Consider the following 20,839-nt stretch of genomic DNA (forward strand, 5'->3'; position numbering starts at 1 on the left):
CCGCCGGCCGAGCCTCGGGGCTGTCGAGCTGAGCTGTTGGTGACTGTCAGCCGCGGTCCGCAGGCACCAGCAGGGCGTGCAGGGCGCCCGGGTCGGCGACCTCGGGCAGGTCGCGGGCGGCGAGCCAGGCCGCCGCCGCCGCGCCGTCGCCGGCGCTGTGCAGCGGGGCGTCCGGCCACCGGCGGGCCAGTTCGGCGCGTACCGCGGCCGCGAGGGGCGTGTCGCCGGTGAGCAGGCCGCCGCCGAGCACCACCGGGTCGGTGCCGCCGAGCGGCCGGATGCGCGAGACGCTCTCGGCCAGCAGCGTGGCCGCCTCCGCGACCAGCGCCAGGCCGGTCGGTTCGCCGTCCCGGGCCGCGGCCACGACCAGTGGCGCGAGCCGGGCCAGCTCGACCGGTGGCCGCCGGGTCACCGACTGCACCACCGCTTCCGCGGTCGCCCGGGGGCGGGCGGCTACCTCGGTGGCGCCGGTCAGGTCGGCGAGCACCCGGCGGGCCAGGTCGCCCGGCGCGTCGGCCCGGTCCAGGTCGGCGAGCAGGCGGCGGACCGCCTCCCGGCCGAGCCAGAACCCGGAGCCCGCGTCGCCCAGCAGCCAGCCGTGCCCGTCGGCGGTGCGGTCGAGGCGCAGGTCGCGCACCTGGGCGGCGATCGCGCCGGTGCCGGCGATGAGCACGGTGCCGTCGGGGGTCGCCGTGCCGGAGGCGTACGCGACGAGCGCGTCGCCGTGGACGGCGTAGGGGCAGCGCAGGCCGGCGTCGGCCCAGGCCCGGTCGAAGGCGGCCCGGCCCTGCGGGTCGGCGAGGAGCCGGCCGGCGCCGGCGAGCCCGATGACGCCGGCGCGCACCCGGCTCGGATCGATGTCGGCGAGTGCGGCGCGCAGCGCGGCGAGGAGTTCGGCCGCCGCCCGCTCGGCGCCGTGGCTGGTCGGGTTGCCACCGCCCGCGCGGCCGGTGCCGAGGCGTACCCCGTCGAGGCTGAGGGCGGTGGCGCGGGTGGACGTACCCCCGACGTCGAGGCCGACCACGACGGTGTCCGACATCCCTTCATGCTGGTCGGCCGCGCTGTCCGGCGCAAGATCCGGGCTGTGCGCCAGGTAACAGTTTGAAAACTTCGCCCACGGCCTTGACACGGAGGGGCCTTCAGTAAGAACTTTTACCACTAACAGTTAACACTCTTTTCCGAAAGGCGACCCATGGTTGATCACGAGGTGGACACCCCCGCGGGGACCGCGGTGGTCGACGCCGACGCGGTCGACCGGCGGGGTGCGCTGACCGTCTCCTCCGACGGGGTGCTGGCCAGGGTCCGGGCCGGGGCGGGGGAGCTGACGGGGGCGCTGCGCCGGGTCGCCGAGCACGTGCTCAGCGACCCGGAGGCAGCGGCCCGGGCCACCATCGTGGAGTTGGCCGAGCGTAGCGGCACCTCGCCGGCGACCATCACCCGGTTCTGCCGGGCCATGGGCTTCGAGGGCTACGCCGACCTGCGGCTCGGCATCGCGGCGGAGACCGGCCGGGCCCGGTCGGCCGGCTGGACGGTCGACATCGGCCGGGAGATCCAGCCCAGCGACCCGCTGTCCCGGGTGCTCGACCAGATCATGGCCGCCGACACGCGGGCCATGCACGACACGGCCGCGCTGCTCGACCTCGCCGAGGTGGAGCGGGCGGCGGTGGCCATCGCCGGGGCCAGCCGGGTGAACATCTTCGGCGCCAGCGGCAGCGCCCTGGTCGGCGAGGAGATGCAGTTCAGCCTGCACCGCATCGGGGTGGCCGCCTGGGCCTGGAGCGACGTGCACGAGGGGCTGGCCAGCGCCGCGCTGCTCGGCATCGGCGACGTCGCGCTCGGCATCTCGCACACCGGGCAGACCCGGGAGACCATCGAGATGCTCGCGGAGGCCGGCAGCCGGGGGGCCACCACGGTCGCGCTGACCGGCTTCCCCCGCTCGCCCCTGGCCGAGCTGGCCGACATCGTGCTGGTCACCGCCAGCCAGGCCACCACCTTCCGGCCCGACGCGCTCTCCGCGCGGCACCCCCAGCTCGTCGTGCTCGACCTGCTCTACATCGCGGTGGCGCAGCGCACCCACGACCGCGCCCACGCGGCCTTCCGGCGTACCGCCCAGGCCGTCGACGGGCACAAGGCCGAGAAGGGGGCCACCTCATGATCAGTGCCCAGCGGTACGCGGACGCCGTCCGCCCGGTGCTCGACCGGCTCGTCGACACCCAGGCGGAGGCGGTCGACCGGGCCGCCGACGTGATCGCCGGCGGGCTGCGGGCCGGCGGGGTGCTCCAGGCGTTCGGCGCCGGGCACTCCGAGGCGTTCGCCGCCGAGCTGGTGGCCCGGGCCGGCGGCCTGGTCCCGACCAACCGACTCTCCCTGCACGACCTCGTGCTGCACGGCGACGCGCCCCGCGACGTGCTCGCCGACCCCAAGCTGGAACGCGACCCGGCCGTGGCGCACCAGCTCTACGCTCTGGCGGCGCCGCAGCCGGAGGACGTGTTCGTGGTCGCCTCCCAGTCCGGCATCAACGGCTCGGTGGTCGAGCTGGCGGCGCTGGTCCGGGAGCACGGCCACCCGTTGATCGCGGTCACCTCGGTCGAGCACACCGCACGGGTCGCCCCGCGGCACCCGTCCGGCCAGCGGCTCGCCGACCTCGCCGACGTCGTGCTGGACAACGGCGCGCCGTACGGCGACGCACTGCTGCCGCTCGAGGGCGGCGGCGCGGTCTGTGCGGTCTCGTCGGTCACCGCGGCGCTGCTGGCGCAGCTGCTGACGGCCGAGGTCGTACGACGGTTCCACCAGGCCGGGGAGGTACCCCCTATCTACCTCTCCGCCAACGTCCCCGGTGGGGACGAGCACAACCTCGCCCTCGAGTCGCGGTATGCCGGGCGCCTCCGGCGGACCGCCTGACCCGACACCACAAGGAGAGAAAGAGATGTCGGTTACCCCCGAGAACCTCGGCGACCTCAGCCGCCGGACCCTGCTCCAGCGGGCCGCCGCGGCCGGCCTTCTCGCCGCCCCGGCGATGGGCCTGCTCAGCGCCTGCGCGGGCAGCGAGCCGGAGAAGAAGTCCGACACCGGCGGCGCGGCCAAGAGCAAGGACAACCCGTTCGGTGTGAAGGACGGCAGCGCCGTCAAGGTGGTCATCTTCAACGGCGGCCTGGGCGACCAGTGGGCCAAGGAAGACAAGGTCATCTTCAGCGCCAAGCACCCGAACGTCACGGTCAACATGTCGTCGACGCAGAAGATCAAGACCGAAGAGCAGCCGAAGATGGCGACGCAGCCGAGTGACCTGGTCATGAACTCGGGCGCCGACATGATGGACCGCAGCACCCTGATCAACGAGGGCGCCATCGAGCCGCTCGACGACCTGCTCACCGCGCCGGCCTGGGACAGCGAGGGCACGGTGGCGGACTCGCTGCTGCCGGGCACGGTCGGCGACGGCACCCAGAACGGCAAGTTCTACGTCGTGAACGTGGCGTACACGGTGTGGGGCAACTGGTACAACGCGGCGCTGTTCAAGAAGGAGGGCTGGCAGGCGCCGGCCACCTGGGACGAGTTCTTCGCCCTGGCCCCGAAGATTAAGGCCAAGGGCATGGCGCCGTACGTGCACGACGCGGTCCACGGCTACTACCCGCGCTGGGCGCTCATGGCGAGCATCTGGAAGACCGCCGGCAAGCAGGTCGTCGTCGACATCGACAACCTGAAGGAGAACGCCTGGAAGGCCGACGGCGTGCTCAAGGCGCTGGAGCCGTGGGAGAAGCTGGTCAAGGACAAGCTGCTCCTCCCGGGCAAGCTCGACCACACCCAGTCGCAGCAGGCCTGGCTCGACGGCAAGGCGGCGTTCATCCAGGTCGGCACCTGGCTGAAGAACGAGATGGCGGCGACCATCCCGCCGGGCTTCGAGCTGACCCTGTCCGACTACTGGCACAACGCCGACGACAAGGCGCCGAAGGACGTGTTCGCCGCGTCCGGCGAGGGCTTCGTCGTGCCGAGCAAGGCCCCGAACAAGGAGGCCGCGAAGGAGTTCCTGCGGGCGATCCTGTCCAAGGCCGGTTCGGCCAAGTTCGCCGAGCTGACCAAGTCGCTGGCCTCCACCAAGGGCTCCGGCGACAACGTGCAGGACACCGCGCTCTCCAGCGCCAACACTCTCATGAAGAACGGCGGCAGCGAGCTGATCTCCGTCAAGTTCCAGGACTTCTACGCCGACCTGGACAAGGAGAGCCAGAACCTGTCCGAGGAGCTGATGGCCGGCCGGCTCACCGCGCAGCAGTTCGTCGACAAGATGCAGGCGGCCGCGGACAAGGTCGCCAAGGACTCGTCGATCAAGAAGCAGACCCGCACCGCCTGATCCGACGGAGAGAGTGAGTCCAATGCGGCACGGAGTCGCGCGTTTCGTCACGGGCTTCCTGGCCCTGCCCGTCGCGCTGTACCTGTTCTACGTGGTGTGGCCGTTCGCGCAGGCGGCGGGATACTCGCTGACCGACTGGGGTGGGTATTCGGATTCCCAGAACTTCGTCGGGCTGGACAACTACGTCCGGCTGCTCTCCGACGAGCTGATCAGGAAGGCGTTCTGGCACAACGTCTTCTTCCTGGTCACCGTGCCGCTGTTCACCATCGCGCTGGCCCTGTTCCTCGCGTTCCTGCTCAACGTGGGCGGACGCGAGGACAGGGCCGGCATCCGCGGGGTGTTCGGCTCCGGCCTCTACAAGGTCATCTTCTTCTTCCCGCAGGTGCTGTCGCTGGTGGTCATCGCCGTCATGTGGCAGCAGATCTACCGGACCGACCAGCAGGGCCTGATCAACGGCCTGCTCATCAAGATCGGGCTGGTCGACGCGGACAACCCGATCGCCTTCACGGCCGACCCGGAGCCGTTCCTCGGCATCCCCGCGGTGCTGTGGTGGCTGCTGCTCATCGCCGTGTGGAGCGGCGCCGGCTTCTACATGGTGCTGTTCTCCGCGGCCATGCAGTCGATCCCGAAGGACATCTACGAGGCGGCGATCCTCGACGGGGCAGGCCGGTTCGACACGTTCTTCCGGGTCACCCTGCCGCTGCTCCGGGACACCATCTCGGTCGCGTGGGTCTACCTGGGCTTCATCGCCCTGGACATGTACGCCCTGGTCTTCGTCATGACGCCGAGCCAGGGCGGCCCGAACCACGCCAGCGAGATCTTCGCCTCGGTGATCCAGTTCAACGCGTTCCAGAAGGGCCAGTTCGGCTACGCCTGCGCGATCGCCGTGGCGCTGGCCATCTTCACCATCCTGCTGGCCGCCGTCCAGCTGAGGATCACCCGCCGTGACCGGATCGAGTTCTGAGGAGGCCTGGACGATGAGCACGGTGACCCACACCTCCGGCCAGAAACGGCCCGACGTCGCGCCGCCGGGCCGGCCGACGGGCCGACGGGCGGAAGCCGCCGGCAACGGCATCGGCGGCCGGATCTTCAACGGCTTCTCACACCTGTTCCTCGCGGTCTGGGCGATCATGGTGATCTACCCGCTGCTCTGGGTGGTGATGTCCGCGCTCAAGACCGACTCGGAGGTCATCCGCCAGCCGCTGTCGCTGTTCCCCAAGTCGCTGCAGTGGGACAACTTCGCCCGGGCCTGGACGGCCGGGATCGACAGCTTCTTCCTGAACACGCTCCTGGTGCTCGTCTTCAGCGTGACCCTGACGATGCTGCTGGGCTCGATGGCGGCGTACGCGCTGGCCCGCTACGAGTTCCGGGGCAACCGGCTGATCTACTGGATGTTCCTGTCCGGGCTGACCCTGCCGGTCTATCTCGCCGCGGTGCCGCTGTTCAAGGGCGTCTACAACATGAATGTGGTGTTCCCGCTGCTCGGCCCGAACAAGCATTTCACGCTGATCCTGGTCTACGTGGCGTGGTCGCTGTCGTTCACCGTCTTCTTCATGCACTCGTTCTTCCGGACGCTGCCGCACTCGATCGCCGAGGCGGCGATGGTCGACGGCGCCTCGCACACCCGGACCTTCTTCAGCGTCATGCTGCCGATGGCCAAGCCCGGCCTGATCAGCATCGGCATCTTCAACGTGCTCGGCCAGTGGAACCAGTGGTACCTGCCGACCCTGCTCATGCAGTCGGTGTCCGGTGAGCCGAAGCACCAGGTGATCGCCCAGGGGCTCATCGAGCTGTCGGTCAACCAGGGCTACAAGTCCGACTGGTCCGGCCTCTTCGCCGGGGTCACCATGGCGATGCTGCCGGTCCTGATCGTCTACGTCGTGTTCCAGCGCCAGGTGCAGTCCGGCCTCACGGCCGGCGTCGGCAAGTAACCCGCGCGACCCGCTGCCCGGCCGTTCCGGCATCTGTCGGAGGGGCCGGGCAGAATCGCGTCCGTGCTGGTGGCGGTGGAGTCGGACGAGCGGGGCGGCGGAGTGCTGCAACCGCTCGACGACGCCGGGCGCCCGGCCGGCCCGGCCGAGCCGGTGGCCGACCTGGCCGCCGCGGCGGCCGCCCGGGAGGCCGCCGACCGGCCCCGCTGGGTGTGGGCCACCGGCGCCACCGTCTACCCGGCGCTGCTGCGTGCCGGCGTCCGGCTCGACCGGTGCCACGACGTCGAGCTGACCGAGGCGCTGCTGCTCGGCCACGCCGGCCGCTGGGGTGAGCCGCGTTCGCTCGCCGCAGCCTGGGCCCGGCTCACCGGGGCGCCGGTCCCGCCGGACCCGGCGCCCCGCCCACCGGAGCCGCCCGGCCACGGCCAGGGCGCGCTCTTCGCCGCGCCGTCCGGCCCTCCCGGTCCGGGCATCACGGCGTTGACCAGGGTGTACGCGGACCAGCTCGCCCGCATCGCGGGGACGGAACACCCGGGCCGGTTCCGGCTGCTGGTGGCCGCCGAGTCGGCCGGCGCGCTGATCGCCGCCGAGATGGGCGCGGCCGGGCTGCCCTGGCGTGCCGACGTGCACGACGCGATCCTGGCCGACCTGCTCGGTGAGGCGTCCCCGGTGGGCGGGCCGCCCCGCCGGCTGGCCGAGCTGGCCGCGCGCATCGCCGAGGCGTTCGGCGTTCGCCAGTTGCACGCCGACTCCCCGGCCGAGCTGCTGAGGGCGTTCGCGAGGGCCGGCGTGGAGCTGCCGAACACCCGGGCGTGGGTGCTGCGCGGGGTGGAGCATCCGGCCGTGCCGCTCGTCCTGGAATACAAGGAGCTCTACCGGATCTGGACGGCGCACGGCTGGGCCTGGCGGGACGCCTGGGTCTCCGGCGGCCGCTTCCACCCGGAGTACGTGCCCGGCGGCGTGGTCTCCGGCCGGTGGGCCACCCGGGGCGGCGGGGCGTTGCAGATCCCGAAGGTGATCCGGCGCGCCGTGGTGGCCGACCCGGGCTGGACGTTCGTGGTGGCCGACGCGGGCCAGCTCGAACCACGGGTGCTCGCCGCGGTCTCCGGCGACGAGCGGCTGGCCGCGGCCGGCGGGGCGGGTGACCTCTACGCCGCGCTGGCCCGGGACGCCTTCGCCGGTGACCGGGCCCGGGCCAAGGTGGCCCTGCTCGGCGCCATGTACGGGCAGACCGGCGGTGCCGCGGTGCCCGCCCTGGCGGTGTTGAAGAAGAATTACCCGACCGCGTTCGGGCACGTCGAGGCGGCGGCCCGCACCGGCGAGGCGGGCGGCCTGGTCCGGTCGTGGCTGGGGCGCACCTGCCCGCCCGGATCGGTCGGCTTCGGCGACGGCGACGAGGCGATGGCCGACGCCGGGGCGGATCCGCAGAGCCCGCGGGCCCGGGCTGCCCGCTCGCGCGGGCGGTTCACCCGCAACTTCGTCATCCAGGCCACCGCCGCCGAGTGGGCCTCCACGCTGCTGGCCACGCTGCGCACCGAGCTGGCCGGCACCCCCGCCGAGCTGGTCTTCTTCCAGCACGACGAGGTGATCGTGCACTGCCCGGCCGAGACGGCCGAGGCGGTCGCCGCGGCGGTGACCGGGGCCGGGGCGCGGGCCACCCGGCTGCTCTTCGGCGAGACACCGGTGCGCTTCCCGCTCGACCTGTCCGTCGTGGACTGCTACGCCGACGCGGCATAGCCACGCAATTTTCCGTTTTGCCCCGCTACCCGCTCCCGGACGCACTCGTTGGGCCCGGTGTGCGTACGACGGGACGGACCGGGCGCGGCTGCCTCCGGTCCGTCCCCCAGGTCGAGGGGGCACCGCTGAACCGGATCGCAGGAATGATCATCGCCGCTGGTGGGGGCCGCCGGATCGGCGGGCCCGAGGCGCTGCTGCACCAGGGCGAGAAGCCCCTGGTCCGCCGGATGATCGACACGATGGCCGAGGCGGGCTGCGTGGAGGTCGTCGTCGTGCTGGGCGCGGCGGCCGACCAGGTGCGGCAGACCACCGACCTGACCGCCGCCACCGTGGTGGTCAACCGGGCCTGGGGGACCGGGGTCGGCTCCTCGATCCGGGCCGGGCTGGCCGCGCTGACCGACGAGACCATCGAGGCCGTGGTCGTGGTGCCCGTCGACATGCCCGGACTCACCGCCGTGGCGGTCCGCCGGGTCGCCGCCCTGCCCTACCCGGACGTGCTGGTCTGCGCCACCTACGACGGGCTGCGCGGCTACCCGATGCTGTTCGGTCGCCGGCACTGGTCCGGCATCGCCACCCTGGCCAGCGCCGACGTCGGCGCCCGGCCGTACCTGCTGGCGCACAAGGACCAGATCGTCGACATCGCCTGCGACTCCGTGGCCGACGGCAGCCGGATCGACAGCCCGGAACTGATGGCCCTCTACGGTCTCAGCATCCCGGAGCAGCGGGTCGGCGTCTGAGGTGGACTGAGTACCCGTACGGATGTGGCGGGCGCCCGCCCCGGCCAGACTCGTCGCCATGCGCCGACTCGCCATCGCCCTGCTGTGCCTCGCCGCGCTCGTGAGTTGCGCCCGGCCGGGCACGGTGCCGACCCCGGGCGACGCGCCGCCGGGCGACGCGGCCACCGAGTGGACCACCTACCAGGCCGACGTCACGGCGGTACGCCTCAGCGACGACCCGCGCTCGCTCGTGCTGACCGTGGCGCTGCTCGCCGACGCCGACGGGTGCTCCCGGAATCCCCGGGTGACCTACCTCGTCGAGGAGAACAACCACATCTACGCCAACGTGGTGCAGGACTCGCGCCTGTCCGGCGTGGTCGGCGCCTGCCCCACCCACACTCCGGGCGAGGTGACCCTGACCACGCCGGGACCGATCGCCGGCCGCCTCGTCGTGCTCAACCAGGAGCCGTGGAAACGCGACGGTGGCCAGTACCGCCGCTGCGATCCGACGTTCGGCTGTGACCCGATGCCGGCGGACCACTGCGACCCCGCCTGGATCAGCGTCGCCGTCCGGGGCATGGACGTGTCCCGGCACTCCGTCGGCACGCCCGAGGGCTGCGACGGCCGGTGGCTGGTCATGACGGTGCCGTTCGATCCGGTGCCGTGCGGTGCCGAGCCGAGGCCGGGCTGCGACGCGTCGGTCACCGTCCGCCGCTACTTCCTGCGCTGGGCCGGCGAGCACGGCTGGTCCACGATCGCTGGCTCGACGGAGGCCGGCTGCGGACGCGTCCACAGCGCGGAACCCGCGTTCCCGAGAAGGCTGTGCGCCGACCTGCCCAAGCCGTGACCCCGTCGGGTCCGCCCGGGATGCCAGGATGCGGGTATGGCGTATGACGAGCACCTCGCGGACCGGGTCCGGGAACTGGTCGAACGCGCGCCCGGGTTCGCCGAGAAGCGCATGTTCGGCGGCCTGGCCATGATGGTGAAGGGCAACATGGCGGTCGTCGTCCGCGGTGCCGGCGGGCTCATGGTCCGCGTCGACCCGGCGGAGTCCGAGCGGCTGGAGGCCGAGCCCGGCGCGCAGGCGACGGTGATGCGGGGCCGGCCCATGCGGGGCTGGATCACGGTGGATCCCTCGGCCTGCGCGGGTGACGGCGACCTGGCCCGGTGGGTCGATCGCGGCGTCGGCTACGCCGGGACGCTGCCCGCTAAGTAGGGGCGGGCTAGGACTCCCCGCCCGCCGGCTCCAGCCCCAGCCGGTCGGCGAGCCCGCCCACCACCGCCGCCAGCGCGGCCGGCACCGGCCGCCGGGTCACCAGGAAGAGCGTGAAGCGGCCCGGCACCGGCGCCGGCGTCACCTCCTCGCCCGGGGCCGCATACGCCAGCGCGAGCCCGCGCGGCAGCACGACCGGGCAGCCGAGCAGCCGGCCCATCCGCACCGCCGTCTCGCCCGTGGCCGCCGGCTTCGGCCGGGCGCCCAGCGCGGAGAGCCGCCGGTGCAGGGCCTCGGGCGACGGGTCGTAGCTGTGCGCCACCACGTCGAGCCCGGCGAACGGCCGGCGCCCCGACCCCACCCGCACCCCGGGCGGGGTGAGCAGAGCCAGCCGGTCCCGGGCCACGGGTGTCGCGGTGGCCGTGGCGGGCAGCCGCATCTGGTTGGCGACCGTCACGAACGCGGCGTCGAGCGAACCCTCGCCGACCCACTCGACCAGGCGGTCACCGTGGTCGGTGACCTGGTGCACCGTCGCGTCCCGGAGCAGGTCCGCCACCGCGGGAAACAGCCACGCCGCCAGGCTCGGAAAGGTGCCCACGCTCAGCACCTCGCCGCGCGCCGCCGCCCGGGTCCGATCGAAGATCGCCTCCAGGTGCCCCAGAACGTGGACCGCCTCGGCGACCAGCGCCCGCCCGGCCGGGGTCGGCCGCGCCCCCGTGGTGTCCCGGTCGAAGAGCCGCTCGCCGATCCGCCGCTCCAACGCGGCCAACCGGTTGCTCGCGGCGGGCTGGCTGATCCGCATCTCGCGGCCCGCCGCCCCCAGGGAGCCGTGCCGCGCCAGCGCCGCCACGAGCCGCAGATCCTCGACCGTCGGCAGGGAACTCATAAGCCCAGGTTATGAGCTGGGCGGCCGAACCACCAGCTACCGGCAGGTCCGGCGGGGCCACATCATCGAACCCGTGACACTCCGCCGGGACATCGCCGCCATGCTCACCACCACCTTCGTCACCTGGCTCGGGCAGCGCACCACCGCCGTGGCGCTGCCCCTGGTCGCGCTCGCCGAGACCGGCTCGGCCTGGACCACCGGCCTGGTCGGCGGCGCGGTCGGGCTGCCCATGCTCACCTCCGCCTGGTGGGCGCGCGGCCTGCGGCAGCGGCTCACCACCGGCCCGGCCCTCGCCGGGGTCCTCGCGATCCAGGTGCTCGGCCTGCTCGTCATCCCGGTCGGCGCGGCCCTCGGCACCGTCGGCCCACTCCATCTGACCGCCGCCGGGCTGATCACCGGTGCCGCCACCACGCTGAGCGGGCCGGGCCAGCGGGCGCTGCTCGCCGACCTCTGCACCGACCCCGGCGTAGCCACCCGGATGCTGGCCTGGCAGGACCTCGCACACCGCAGCACCATGATCCTGGCCCCGCCGCTGGCCGGCTGGGCGGTCACCGCCGGCGGGCCGCTCCGGCTGCTCTGGGCGGAGGCGGCCGGCGTCACCCTCGGCGCCGCCCTGCTGCTGGCCGTCCAGGGCACCGCCGCGCCCGCCACCGGCGAGGACACCACCGGCGCACCCGCGCTCCGGCACGTGCTGGCCCGGCATCCCGAGGTACGCCGCGCGGTGACCATGGCCGGCGTCGGCGGGCTCGCCTGGTTCGCCTTCACCCTCGGGCTGGCCATCCTCGGCGCCGAAACCGGCCGGCCCGGGCTGCTCGTCTCGGCCGGCATGACCGGCTACGGCGCCGGCTCACTCGCCGGTGCGCTGGCCGCCCCGGTGCTCGTACCCCGGTTGCCGCCACTGGCCACCATGGCAGCCGGCTGGATCCTGCTGGGCGCGACGTTCGCGGCGCTGCCCGCCGCCACCGCCTCGCTCCCGCTCATCGCGCTCGTGGCCGCCGCGGGCGGCCTCGCCATGCCGCTGGGCATCGGCGCGGTCAACCGCCTGATCACCACCCGCACCGAGGGCGCCGAACGGCGGGCCGCCTTCGCCGCGGAGAGCCTGGTGCACGACGGCGCCGTCTCTATCGGCCTCCTCGGCGGCGGGGCGGTGATCGGCCTGGCCGGCGCCGCCCCGACGCTGGTCGTCGCGGGCGCCGCCCAGATCGCCGTCGGGCTCCTCGCCGGACCCTGGCTGCTCCCGGTCCGCCGCCCCGGAGGGCGTTCCGTCCGGCCACAGCCGCTCGCCACCGGCGCGCCGGGACAGCTGAGCGCGCCCGAACAGCACCCGGCTCAATCCAGGTCGAACAGCGCGGCGGCGTTGCCCCAGCAGACCGCCCGGAGCCAGTCGTCGCCCAGATCGAGCCCGGCCAGCGCGGACAGCTGCTCGGCGTACGGGTAGGGGATGTTCGGGAAGTCGCTGCCGAGCAGCACCTTGCCGGCCAGTCCCAGCTCGCGCAGCCGCGGCAGCTCCGCCGCCGGGAACGGCACGAACCGGTCGAAGAACGAGGTGAACGCCATCGTCGTGTCCAACCGCAGGTGCCGGTACCGCTCCGCCAGGTCCAGGAAGGCCGCGTAGTCCGGGGCGCCCAGGTGCGCCACGATCGCGGCCAGCCCGGGGTGCCGGGCGAGCAGCGCGGCGAACGACGCCGGTCCGGTGTGCTCGGTGCCGACCGGCGCGTGCCCGGCGTGCACCACCACCGGCACGCCCGCCTCCGCCAGCAGCCCCCACACGGCATCCAGCGCCGGGTCGGCCGGCGCGAAGCCGCCCACCTGGACGTGCACCTTGAACACCCGGGCGCCGGCCGCGAGGGCGTCCGCCACGTAGCGCGCCGCCGCCGGCTCGGGGAAGAAGGTCGCCGAGGGCAGGCAACCCGGGGTACGCGCCGCGAAGTCCAACGTCCAGGCGTTCAGCGACTCCGCCATGCCGGGCCGGTGGGGGTACGCCAGCGCGCTGAACGCCCGCACGCCGAGCCGCCGCAGGTGCGCCACCCGCGCCTCGTCGCCCCACCGGTACCGGATCGGCCACTCGGTGCCGACCAGCGGCCCGGCCGCGTCGAAGTACGCCCACACCTTGCGCAGCATGCGCGGCGGCAGGAAGTGGGTGTGCACGTCGGCGAGCCCGGGCAACCCGAGCCCTCGCCAGAACTCCGGCACCGCCACGTCCTCGACCGGCGGCCCGGTGTGCTCCGCGGCGGTCACACCTCGATAATCAGCGGCTCGGCCCCGACGGGCTGAGCTTGCGGGTCGTTGCCCAATGCCGGCTGCATCGTTCACGCCGCGTTCGGCAGGCTGACAGCTGCCCAACCCGCGGCACCGCGTGCGGCGATGTTGCGGGCTGCATTCACGTCGGCATGCTCAGCGAAGCCGCACGACTTGCATCGGAAAGAGGATTGGTTAGGCCGGTTGGCCCTAGCGACATGCCCGCAGGCGGAGCAGCCCTGCGAGGTGTACGCCGGGTCGACGTAGACGCTCGCCACTCCGGCCCGCGCCGCTTTGTAGGCGATGAACTGGCCGAGCTGCTGGAAGGCCCACGAATGCAGCGTGACCCGCTGGGGCCGTCGAAGCCGTACCCGGCCATGGATGCCACTCAGGTTTTCCAGTGCGACACCACGGCTGGTGCGTTTGGCCTCGGTCACGATCTGCTTGGCAATGCGATGGTTCGTGTCGGCGGCGAACCTGGCCTCCTTGCGGCGGCGGGCCTTCAACAGCCGTTTGGCGGATTTGGTGCCGATGCGCTGCAGTTTGGCCCGCAGCCGCTGATTGCGGTGGCGCACGCGATTCAAACCCTTGCCGCAGTGCTGGGTGCCATCGCTGGTGGTGGCGATGTTCGCGATTCCCAGGTCGACGCCGAGGAACCCATTCGGTTCCGTCAGCTCGACGTCAGGTATGTCGCAGGTGGCATATAGGTACCACTTGCCGTCTCGGCACACCAGGTCGGACTCGCCCTTGCGGCGAGCGGACAGCATCGCGTGCTGCGCATCAGAGCATGCGAATCGAACGCCCGGCTGGCGGCCCGCCGTCGTCCAGATGGAGACCGTGCGGGACTGCATCTGCCAGGAAAGGCAGCGGTCGTCGAAGGGCTGGGCAGCGTCTCGGCGGAATACGATTGGCTTCGCCTCAGCCTTGCGGCGGCGCTCCGACCCCGGCTTTCCGAGGTTGCCAGCACGGATGTTGGCCTTCAGGGTGGCGTACGCGCCGGCAACCTTGCGAGCGACGTGGATCGCAGGCTGGGCCGACAACCCCATAGCCTTCAGCTGCGTGTAGGTCAGCCGCTGCAACGCCTGCTTGGCGAACACCCGTGCCTGATACGCCTCCGCGGAGGCCAGGTTCGCAGCGTTGTTGCACACCGTCAGGGTGTCACGCAACGCCGCCTCCTGGGCGCCGTCGGGAAACAGGCGCACCTGCACCACCAGTTTCACGTCCACAGCCTACCGTCTGGCCTTGCCACCCAGGACGGATGCGTAGCCCTGGGTGTGCTCAAACTTCGATGTTGAAGCGCTGCAGCACCGAGGGTGCGACCAGCCCCACCGCGGCGAGCACGGCGAGCACGGTCAGCGCCGTCCGCAGCACGATGGTTTCGGCCTTGCTGCCGGTGCGCAGGGCGATGCCGTTGGGCAGCCCGATCATCGTCCACATCCGCCGCTTGATGGGGATGGGCCAGAGGATCGGCACCCCCGCCTTGGTGATCATGTCGCCGAGGATGTGCACGAAGCAGCCCACGCCGACCGCCGTGCCGATGAGCGGATAGCCCCGGTCGCCGGGCAGGTTCGCGAAGGTGAACCAGGCCGCGGCAGCCGACAACAGGGTGACGACCACCCACCCGGCCCGCTCGGCCCACTCGTCGAAGAGCCCGCGCAGCGCCAGACCGATCATGAAGAAGAGGATGCTGACCACCGCCCACTTGCCGTACGCGGCACAGAGCGCGGTGGTGCCCCAGCCGACCAAAAGGGTGAACGGGATGGTGTGGGTGAGTGTGCGGTGCCCGTTGTTGCGGCGCGGATCCTTGCTCAGCTTGGTCGCGTAGTAGACGCCCAGCGAGATCTTCTCCATCACCTCGGCGATGAAGAGGCTGAACACCCCGAAGGTCCGGGCCACGGTGGCGCCGCCCTGGTTGCGGGTCACCTTGCCGGAGAGGTCGAGGTCGGGAAAGAGCGCTCCGCCCGCGCAGACCGCGGTGCCGACCGCCAGCGCGAGCGGCGTCTGGTGGTAGTCGGCGAACTGGTCCAGCGCCCAGGAGCCGGTCAGCCACACCGCCGCGCCGGACAGCGCGTGGGACGGTCCCATCATCTCGGCTCGCCCTCCCCAGAGATCTTGATCGACAAAACTACGCCACTGTAGTTAGGCATCGGGCCGCGGGGCATCACCCGGACGGTCCACTGGGGAGGGGGTCCACGGGCCGCCCGGCGGACGCCGCCGGATCACCAGGAAGTATGTGGTCCCGGGCCGGCGGGGCCGGAGCATCTGTCGGTGATGGGACGCCGGGGTTGTCAGCCGGCCGCGTGGGTGGACCGGGCCGGCTGGAAGCTGTCCCGGATCAGCGCCAGCTGTGCGGCCGCGGCGGACCAGTCGGCGTCGGAGGTGGTCCACCCGAGCGTCCATCCGCCGGTCCCGCCGGGCAGCACCCGCAGCGCGTGCATCCGCTCCCCGTACGGTGCGGTCCAGCGGCACTCCCACTCCGCGCCGTCGCCGGCGGCGGTGAGCCGTACCTGCTGGTAGCCGGGCAGCCGGCCGTCGGCGGTCAGCTCCCGCTCGGCCGCCCGCAACTGGTCGACCGGCTCACCTCCACCGGGGTACGGCTCGACGCCGAGGATCCGCCGGGTGGCGGGGTCCTGGAAGCAGGTGGTGCTGCCGGAGCGCAACTCCAGCCAACCGGCCGGCACCGCGACCCGGAAGCCGGCGGAGTCGGCGTACCAGACCCAGCCGACCGGAAGCGTGAACGCCGCGTCGGCGGGCGGGGAGCCGGCCCGCACCGGGTTGCCGGTCGCGTCGGGCCGGACGCACGGGAACGGCGGCGGCGGCACACCGGGCGGTGGGCCGCCGGGCGGGTGTCCCCAGGGCTCGTCCCGCGCCTCGCCCTGCGGGTCGCCGGCCGGCCGCCCGTCGTGGTCGCCGGTGACCGCGAGCGCGGTGCCGACCCCCGCCGCCACGGCGAGCACCGTGGCGGCCCCCGCGAGCGCCCAGCGCCGCAGGGCCGCCCGGCGCCGCCCGCTCGGCCCCTCGCCGCTGCCGCCCGCGGGCGGGCCCGATGGGCCGTCCCCGGCGTCGCCGGCGCAGGCCGCCCTGCTGCTGGCGGCGGTGGTGGTGGTGCCGGCCTGGCTCGCCGCCAGCGGCCGGGTGCCCTCGTCGTCAGCGTCTGGCTGCGGCGCCCACTCGCTCCGGCGCGCGGCGCGGCTCCATTCGCGGGCGGCGGCAGCCGGCGGCATCACGTCCGGATAGGCGCGTTCCGGCGGCGGCACGGCCATCGCGCCGCCGCTGTCCCAGCCCGATCCGCCACCGGGCGCGCCGTCGATCTCCCCGCCGGACCGGCCCGCCGTCCGTGGCGTGCGGTCGGCGACCCAGCCCGGCCCGCCGGCCGTGCCTGCCGCGCCGCCGCTGTCCCGGACCGGGCCGGTCGCGCGCGGTGCGGGTGCACCGGCCACCGGCCAGCCGGGCAGGTCGATGGTCGGCACGGTGGCGGCGGCCAGCAGCCGGGCCGTGTCGTCGTGGCCGAGGCGGTGGCGCGGGTCGCGACGCAGCAGCCCGACCAGCACCGGCGCCAGCGGGCCGGCGTGCGGTGCCGGGTCCGGCGGCTGGCTGGCCAGCGCGGCCAGCGTCGCCATGGCGGTGCTGCGGGCGTACGGGGACCGGCCCTCCACGGCGGCGTGCAGGGTGGCGCCCAGCGACCAGAGGTCGGCCTCCACACTCGACACACCCTCGGCGGCCCGCTCCGGGGCGACGTACTGCGGGGAGCCGAGGACCAGGCCGGGGCGGGTCGTCATTCCGTCGCCGCCGTCGAAGACGGCCAGCCCGAAGTCGGTGAGCAGCACCCGGCCGTCCCGGGCCACCGTTGGCGGGTTTCACGTCCCGGTGCAACACACCGGCCTCGTGCGCGGCGCGCAGCGCGGCCAGCACCGCGAGCCCGATCGTGGCGGCCCGGCGCGGGTCGACCGGCCCGTCCGTCTCGATGATCTCCTGCAACGACCGGGACGGGACGTACTCCATCACCAGCCACGGGTCGCCGTCGACCCGGACCACGTCGTAGACCCGGACCACGTTGGGGTGGCTGAGCCGGGCGGTCGCGCGCGCCTCGCGGAGGGTGCGGCCACGCGCCTCGTCGCGTTCGTGCGCGGCGAGTCAGCCCGGCGGCACCACCTGCTTCAGCGCCACCTCGCGGTGCAGCTCCTCGTCCCGGGCCCGCCAGACCCGGCCCATCCCGCCGCGGCCGACCAGATCGAGCAGGCGGTACCGGCCGGCGATCACTACCTGCTGCACCGCACTCCTCACCGCTGGTGGATGTCCACAATAGCCAACGGATCGGACAACACCTATCGCCCGTCGGGGCGGCGCGGCTCAGCTCGCGGCGCCGGCCAGCAGGTTTCCGTCCGGAATGGTGATGGCGGACCGGCCACCGGCCAGCAGCGCCGCCGCCCGCCGGGCCTGGAACGCGCCGTGCTCGCGGCGGGCCGTCGCGTAGCTGCCCGCGGTGCGGGCGGCGATGGCGGACCAGGCGTAGCGCGCGGCGACCACGGTGCGCGCCCGGCGGGCCAGCCGGCGGGCGAAGACCTCGTCGGCGAGCAGCCGGTCGACCGCGCCGGCCAGCGCGTCCGGGTCGCCGTGCGGGAAGGTCACCCCGGTCACGCCGGGCTCGACGATCTCGGCCAGGCCGCCGGTCTCCGCCACCGCGAGGGGCGCGCCGGCCGCGGCGGCTTCCAGGGCGATCATGCCGAACGGCTCGTAGAGGCTGGGGACCACGGTCGCGTCGGTGGCGCCGAGGACGGCGGGGAGCTGGGTGGCGTCCAGGAAGCCCGTGAACCGCACGGTGTCGGTGAGGCGCAGCCGCTGTGCCTGGTCGACCAGCTCGTCGCGGTACGGGCCGTCGCCGGCGATCACCACCCGCAGGCCGGGGTGCCGGTCCCGCAGGTACGGCACGGCGTGCACCAGGTGCTGCACGCCCTTCTCGTAGACCAGCCGGCCGGCGTAGCCGACCAGCGGGCCGTCGCCGGCGAACCGGGCCCGGGCGGCGGAGACCGCGCGGGGGCGGGCGTGCCAGGCCCGGTCGTCCACCCCGTTGGGGACCACGTCGATCCGCCCGCCCGGCACGTCGAACAGCCGCGCCACCTGGTCGCGCATGTAGCCGGAGCAGGCGATCACCCGGGCCGAGGCGTTGCTCAGCCAGTGCTCGACGCCGTGAATGGTGCGGTTCATCTCCTCGGGCAGCCAGCCCTGGTGCCGGCCGGCCTCGGTGGCGTGGATGGTGGTGACCAGGGGAAGGTCCAGGTGCTCGGCCAGGGTGACCGCGGTGTGCGCGACCAGCCAGTCGTGGGCGTGGACGACGTCGAAGCCGCCGGACTCGGCCGCCCGCAGGGCGGCCCGGGTGAGGGTGTGGTTGAACGCCATGGTCCAGGCCAGCAGCGAGCCGGTGGCGAGGGGGAAGGTGACCGGGTCCTCGGCGGCGCGGACGATCCGCACGCCGTCGGCGTACTCCTCCAGAGGGACGCCCTCGGCGTGCCGGGTGACGACGGTGACCTCGTGGCCGGCGGCGGCCAGGGCGACGGAGAGCGCGTGCACGTGGCGGCCGAGGCCTCCGACGAGCACGGGTGGGTACTCCCAGGAGAGGAGCAGCACCCGCTGGCGCCGGGCGGGCTGGATGTCGATCACTTCGGCGTCAGCTGGCATGCGGCCCCCTTGGAGTTGTGGTTCCCGCACCGCCCGACGGCACCCGGCCCGGGCGCGTCGTGGGGTCGCAGACCATCCTGCCCAGCGGTCGATAACCAGCGGCGACGCGCTGGTTGCCGGTCTGTAACGCGTTACCCCCGGAGCCGGCGGACGCGCAGCAGTTCGGCCACCGACCACGCCTGGAACGGGCAGCCGGTGGCGGCGTGCGGGGCGAGCGCGTCGGCGGTCTCGCTCACCGAGCCGAGGCCGTACTCGGTGAGGTGCCCTTCGAGGCCCACCAGCAGGTCGTCGGTGGGCAGGCCGGCCCGGCGGTACGCGTCGACGAACGGCCCGATGAGCCACGGCCAGACGGTGCCCTGGTGGTAGCCGGAGTCCCGCTCGGCCGGGCCGCCCCGGTGCCGGCCGACGAAGCCGGGGGAGCCGGGGGCGAGGCTGCGCGGCCCCAGCGGGGTGAACAGCTCCTCGGTGACCCGGCGCAGGGTGGCCTCGTCCGGTTCGAGGGGCGCGTACGGCAGCGACCAGGCGAGCAGCTGGTTGGGGCGGAGCAGGTCGTCGTCGTGGCGCGACGCCCCGCCGAGCGGGTACGCGGGCGCCGGCGCGTCCACCACGTCGTGCAGCCAGCCGGCCGGCGTGGGGAAGCGCTCCCGGAACGAGGCGGCGGCCCGCGCGTGCCGGGCCCGGAGCGCGCCGGCGTCCCCGCCGGCCAGCTCGGTCAGCTCGGCGAGCCCGGCCAGCCCGTTCACCCAGAGCGCGTTGACCTCGACCGGCTTGCCGGTGCGCGGGGTGACCGGCACCCCGTAGACGCGGGCGTCCATCCAGGTGAGCGCGACGTCGGGTGGCCCGCCCTGGGTGAGCAGCCCGTCGGCCGGGTCGACGCCGATGCCGTAGCGGGTGCCCGCCACGTGCGCGGCCACCACGCCCTCCAGCGCGGGCAGCAGTTCCGCGCCGAGGTCGGTGTCCCCGGTGACGGTCACGTGGCGGTGCACCGCGTGCAGGAACCACAGCGTCGCGTCGACGGTGTTGTGCTCCACCCGCCCGGTGTCGGCGGTGTTGGCGAGCATCCCCTCCGAGAGCGTGGCCGCGTACGCCCGCAGTAGCTCGCGGCCCTCGTCGGCGCGGTTGGTGCGGAGGAACAGCCCCTCGTAGGAGGTCATGGTGTCCCGCGACCAGGTCCCGAACCAGGGGTAGCCGGCCACCACGTCCGGGCCGGTGTCGGTGTGCACCACGAAGGCGTCGGCGGCCAGGGCGAGGGTCGCGTCGACGTCGTCGTCCGGCTTCGCCGCGGCCACCACCGCCCGGTGGCGCCGCCGGGCCGCCTCGACCAGCGCGGTGGCCGGTGGCGGCTCCTCGGCCAGGTCGTCGGCCCAGGCCAGCACGGACACCTCGGCGCCCGGCTCGTCGAGGGCGGCGGAGAACCGGCCCGCGTACCAGAGGTCCTCGTCGGGGTGCAGCCCGCGGGCCGCCTCCTCCCGGTGGCGCACCCCGAGCCACCACTGCCCGTCGGGCGTCCAGCCGGGCCCGGCCAGCCGGAACGCGCCCTCCACCACGGCCCCGCCGGCGACCTCCTCCAGGCTCGGGGTCGGGCCGTCCGCCCGCCGCTCGCCGTGCGCGTCCCGCCAGGTGCAGGCCGCGGCCAGGTCCAGCCGGACCGGGCCGCCGGAGACCAGCCGGTGCACCACCGCCACGCAGGGCCGGCCGTACGCCATGGCGATCTCCCGCTCGATCACCACGTCGCCGACCCGCCAGCGCCAGCGGGGTACCCCGTCGGTGAGGTCGAAGCGCTCCAGCAGCTCGTAGCCGCGCGGGTCGATCACGCCGGAGGACCACTCGTGCGCGCCGAGCCGCACCTGCCGCCCGGACGGCAGGGTGACCGCGGGGTCGAGGCTCACCAGGCCGACCCGGCGGGCGGCGGGCGTCTCCCCGGCCACCACGAGCAGCCCGTGGTAGCGCCGGGTGCGCAGCCCGGCGACCGTGCCCATGGCGTAGCCGCCGCGCCCGTCGGTGACCAGCCACTCCCGGGTCGACGAGGTGGACAGGTCCCCGCAGACCTGCGGCCCGAAGCGAATGTCGATCAACTTTCCTCCACCACCGGCGGGGTGT

The 20,839-nt window shown here is 74.0% G+C and carries 19 protein-coding genes and 1 pseudogene; 10 read left to right on the forward strand and 10 right to left on the reverse strand.

The annotated features are described in order from the left end of the window. Positions 1-46: 46 nt before the first annotated feature. Positions 47-1,039 (reverse strand): BadF/BadG/BcrA/BcrD ATPase family protein, encoded by a 993-nt coding sequence (locus ABZW14_RS07100; RefSeq protein ID WP_355341112.1) that lies wholly within the window; start codon positions 1,037-1,039, stop codon positions 47-49. Positions 1,040-1,192: 153 nt separating this feature from the next. Between ABZW14_RS07100 and ABZW14_RS07105 the strand changes: the two genes are divergently transcribed. The 9 genes from ABZW14_RS07105 (at position 1,193) to ABZW14_RS07145 (ending at position 9,942) form a co-directional block, all read left to right on the forward strand. Further along, positions 1,193-2,155 (forward strand): MurR/RpiR family transcriptional regulator, encoded by a 963-nt coding sequence (locus ABZW14_RS07105; protein ID WP_355341115.1) that lies wholly within the window; start codon positions 1,193-1,195, stop codon positions 2,153-2,155. Further along, positions 2,152-2,901, forward strand: a complete 750-nt coding sequence (locus ABZW14_RS07110; RefSeq protein WP_091259558.1) for an SIS domain-containing protein — start codon at positions 2,152-2,154, stop codon at positions 2,899-2,901. Before ABZW14_RS07105 ends, ABZW14_RS07110 begins: the two co-directional genes overlap by 4 nt. A gap of 25 nt (positions 2,902-2,926) precedes the next feature. Further along, entirely contained in the window at positions 2,927-4,342 is a 1,416-nt protein-coding gene (ngcE, locus tag ABZW14_RS07115) for an N-acetylglucosamine/diacetylchitobiose ABC transporter substrate-binding protein (RefSeq protein ID WP_355341118.1), read from the forward strand. 22 nt (positions 4,343-4,364) lie between these two features. Then, on the forward strand, positions 4,365-5,306 hold the full coding sequence (locus ABZW14_RS07120) for a sugar ABC transporter permease (RefSeq protein WP_355341121.1): 942 nt from the start codon (positions 4,365-4,367) through the stop codon (positions 5,304-5,306). Positions 5,307-5,319: 13 nt separating this feature from the next. Beyond that, positions 5,320-6,273, forward strand: coding sequence for a carbohydrate ABC transporter permease (locus tag ABZW14_RS07125; protein WP_355341124.1), 954 nt, complete (start codon positions 5,320-5,322; stop codon positions 6,271-6,273). 33 nt (positions 6,274-6,306) lie between these two features. Then, positions 6,307-8,010, forward strand: a complete 1,704-nt coding sequence (locus tag ABZW14_RS07130) for a bifunctional 3'-5' exonuclease/DNA polymerase (RefSeq protein WP_355341585.1) — start codon at positions 6,307-6,309, stop codon at positions 8,008-8,010. Positions 8,011-8,153: 143 nt separating this feature from the next. Next, positions 8,154-8,747, forward strand: a complete 594-nt coding sequence (locus tag ABZW14_RS07135) for a nucleotidyltransferase family protein (protein ID WP_355341127.1) — start codon at positions 8,154-8,156, stop codon at positions 8,745-8,747. Positions 8,748-8,805: 58 nt separating this feature from the next. Beyond that, complete coding sequence (locus ABZW14_RS07140) at positions 8,806-9,573, forward strand: hypothetical protein (RefSeq protein ID WP_355341131.1); 768 nt, start codon at positions 8,806-8,808, stop codon at positions 9,571-9,573. Positions 9,574-9,609: 36 nt separating this feature from the next. Continuing rightward, on the forward strand, positions 9,610-9,942 hold the full coding sequence (locus ABZW14_RS07145) for a TfoX/Sxy family protein (protein ID WP_355341134.1): 333 nt from the start codon (positions 9,610-9,612) through the stop codon (positions 9,940-9,942). Between the two features lie 7 nt (positions 9,943-9,949). Here ABZW14_RS07145 and ABZW14_RS07150 read toward each other — a convergent pair whose 3' ends face one another. Then, positions 9,950-10,825, reverse strand: a complete 876-nt coding sequence (locus ABZW14_RS07150; protein ID WP_355341137.1) for a LysR family transcriptional regulator — start codon at positions 10,823-10,825, stop codon at positions 9,950-9,952. A gap of 73 nt (positions 10,826-10,898) precedes the next feature. Between ABZW14_RS07150 and ABZW14_RS07155 the strand changes: the two genes are divergently transcribed. Further along, on the forward strand, positions 10,899-12,263 hold the full coding sequence (locus ABZW14_RS07155; protein WP_355341140.1) for an MFS transporter: 1,365 nt from the start codon (positions 10,899-10,901) through the stop codon (positions 12,261-12,263). Here ABZW14_RS07155 and ABZW14_RS07160 read toward each other — a convergent pair. From ABZW14_RS07160 to ABZW14_RS07195, 8 genes and pseudogenes are all read right to left on the reverse strand, one after another. After that, a complete protein-coding gene (locus tag ABZW14_RS07160; protein WP_355341143.1) occupies positions 12,155-13,063 on the reverse strand; it encodes an amidohydrolase family protein in 909 nt (302 codons plus the stop codon). The genes ABZW14_RS07155 and ABZW14_RS07160 overlap by 109 nt on opposite strands. Positions 13,064-13,134: 71 nt before the next feature. Continuing rightward, positions 13,135-14,283, reverse strand: coding sequence for a transposase (locus ABZW14_RS07165; RefSeq protein ID WP_355341146.1), 1,149 nt, complete (start codon positions 14,281-14,283; stop codon positions 13,135-13,137). A 58-nt stretch (positions 14,284-14,341) separates the two neighbouring features. After that, positions 14,342-15,151 carry a metal-dependent hydrolase gene (locus tag ABZW14_RS07170; protein WP_355341149.1) on the reverse strand — a complete coding sequence of 270 codons (810 nt, stop codon included), beginning with the start codon at positions 15,149-15,151 and terminating at the stop codon, positions 14,342-14,344. A gap of 200 nt (positions 15,152-15,351) precedes the next feature. Then, positions 15,352-16,908 carry a protein kinase gene (locus tag ABZW14_RS07175; RefSeq protein ID WP_355341151.1) on the reverse strand — a complete coding sequence of 519 codons (1,557 nt, stop codon included), beginning with the start codon at positions 16,906-16,908 and terminating at the stop codon, positions 15,352-15,354. 61 nt (positions 16,909-16,969) lie between these two features. Then, positions 16,970-17,128, reverse strand: a pseudogene (locus tag ABZW14_RS07180) (serine/threonine protein kinase); the annotation flags it as partial. A gap of 69 nt (positions 17,129-17,197) precedes the next feature. Continuing rightward, positions 17,198-17,335 (reverse strand): hypothetical protein, encoded by a 138-nt coding sequence (locus tag ABZW14_RS07185; protein WP_355341154.1) that lies wholly within the window; start codon positions 17,333-17,335, stop codon positions 17,198-17,200. 78 nt (positions 17,336-17,413) lie between these two features. Continuing rightward, positions 17,414-18,739, reverse strand: a complete 1,326-nt coding sequence (locus ABZW14_RS07190; RefSeq protein WP_355341157.1) for a glycosyltransferase family 4 protein — start codon at positions 18,737-18,739, stop codon at positions 17,414-17,416. A 131-nt stretch (positions 18,740-18,870) separates the two neighbouring features. Next, on the reverse strand, positions 18,871-20,814 hold the full coding sequence (locus ABZW14_RS07195; protein ID WP_355341160.1) for an amylo-alpha-1,6-glucosidase: 1,944 nt from the start codon (positions 20,812-20,814) through the stop codon (positions 18,871-18,873). Between the last annotated feature and the right edge of the window lie 25 nt (positions 20,815-20,839).

The organism is Micromonospora sp. NPDC004551 (genome assembly GCF_040609975.1).
Classification (GTDB): Bacteria; Actinomycetota; Actinomycetes; order Mycobacteriales; family Micromonosporaceae; genus Micromonospora.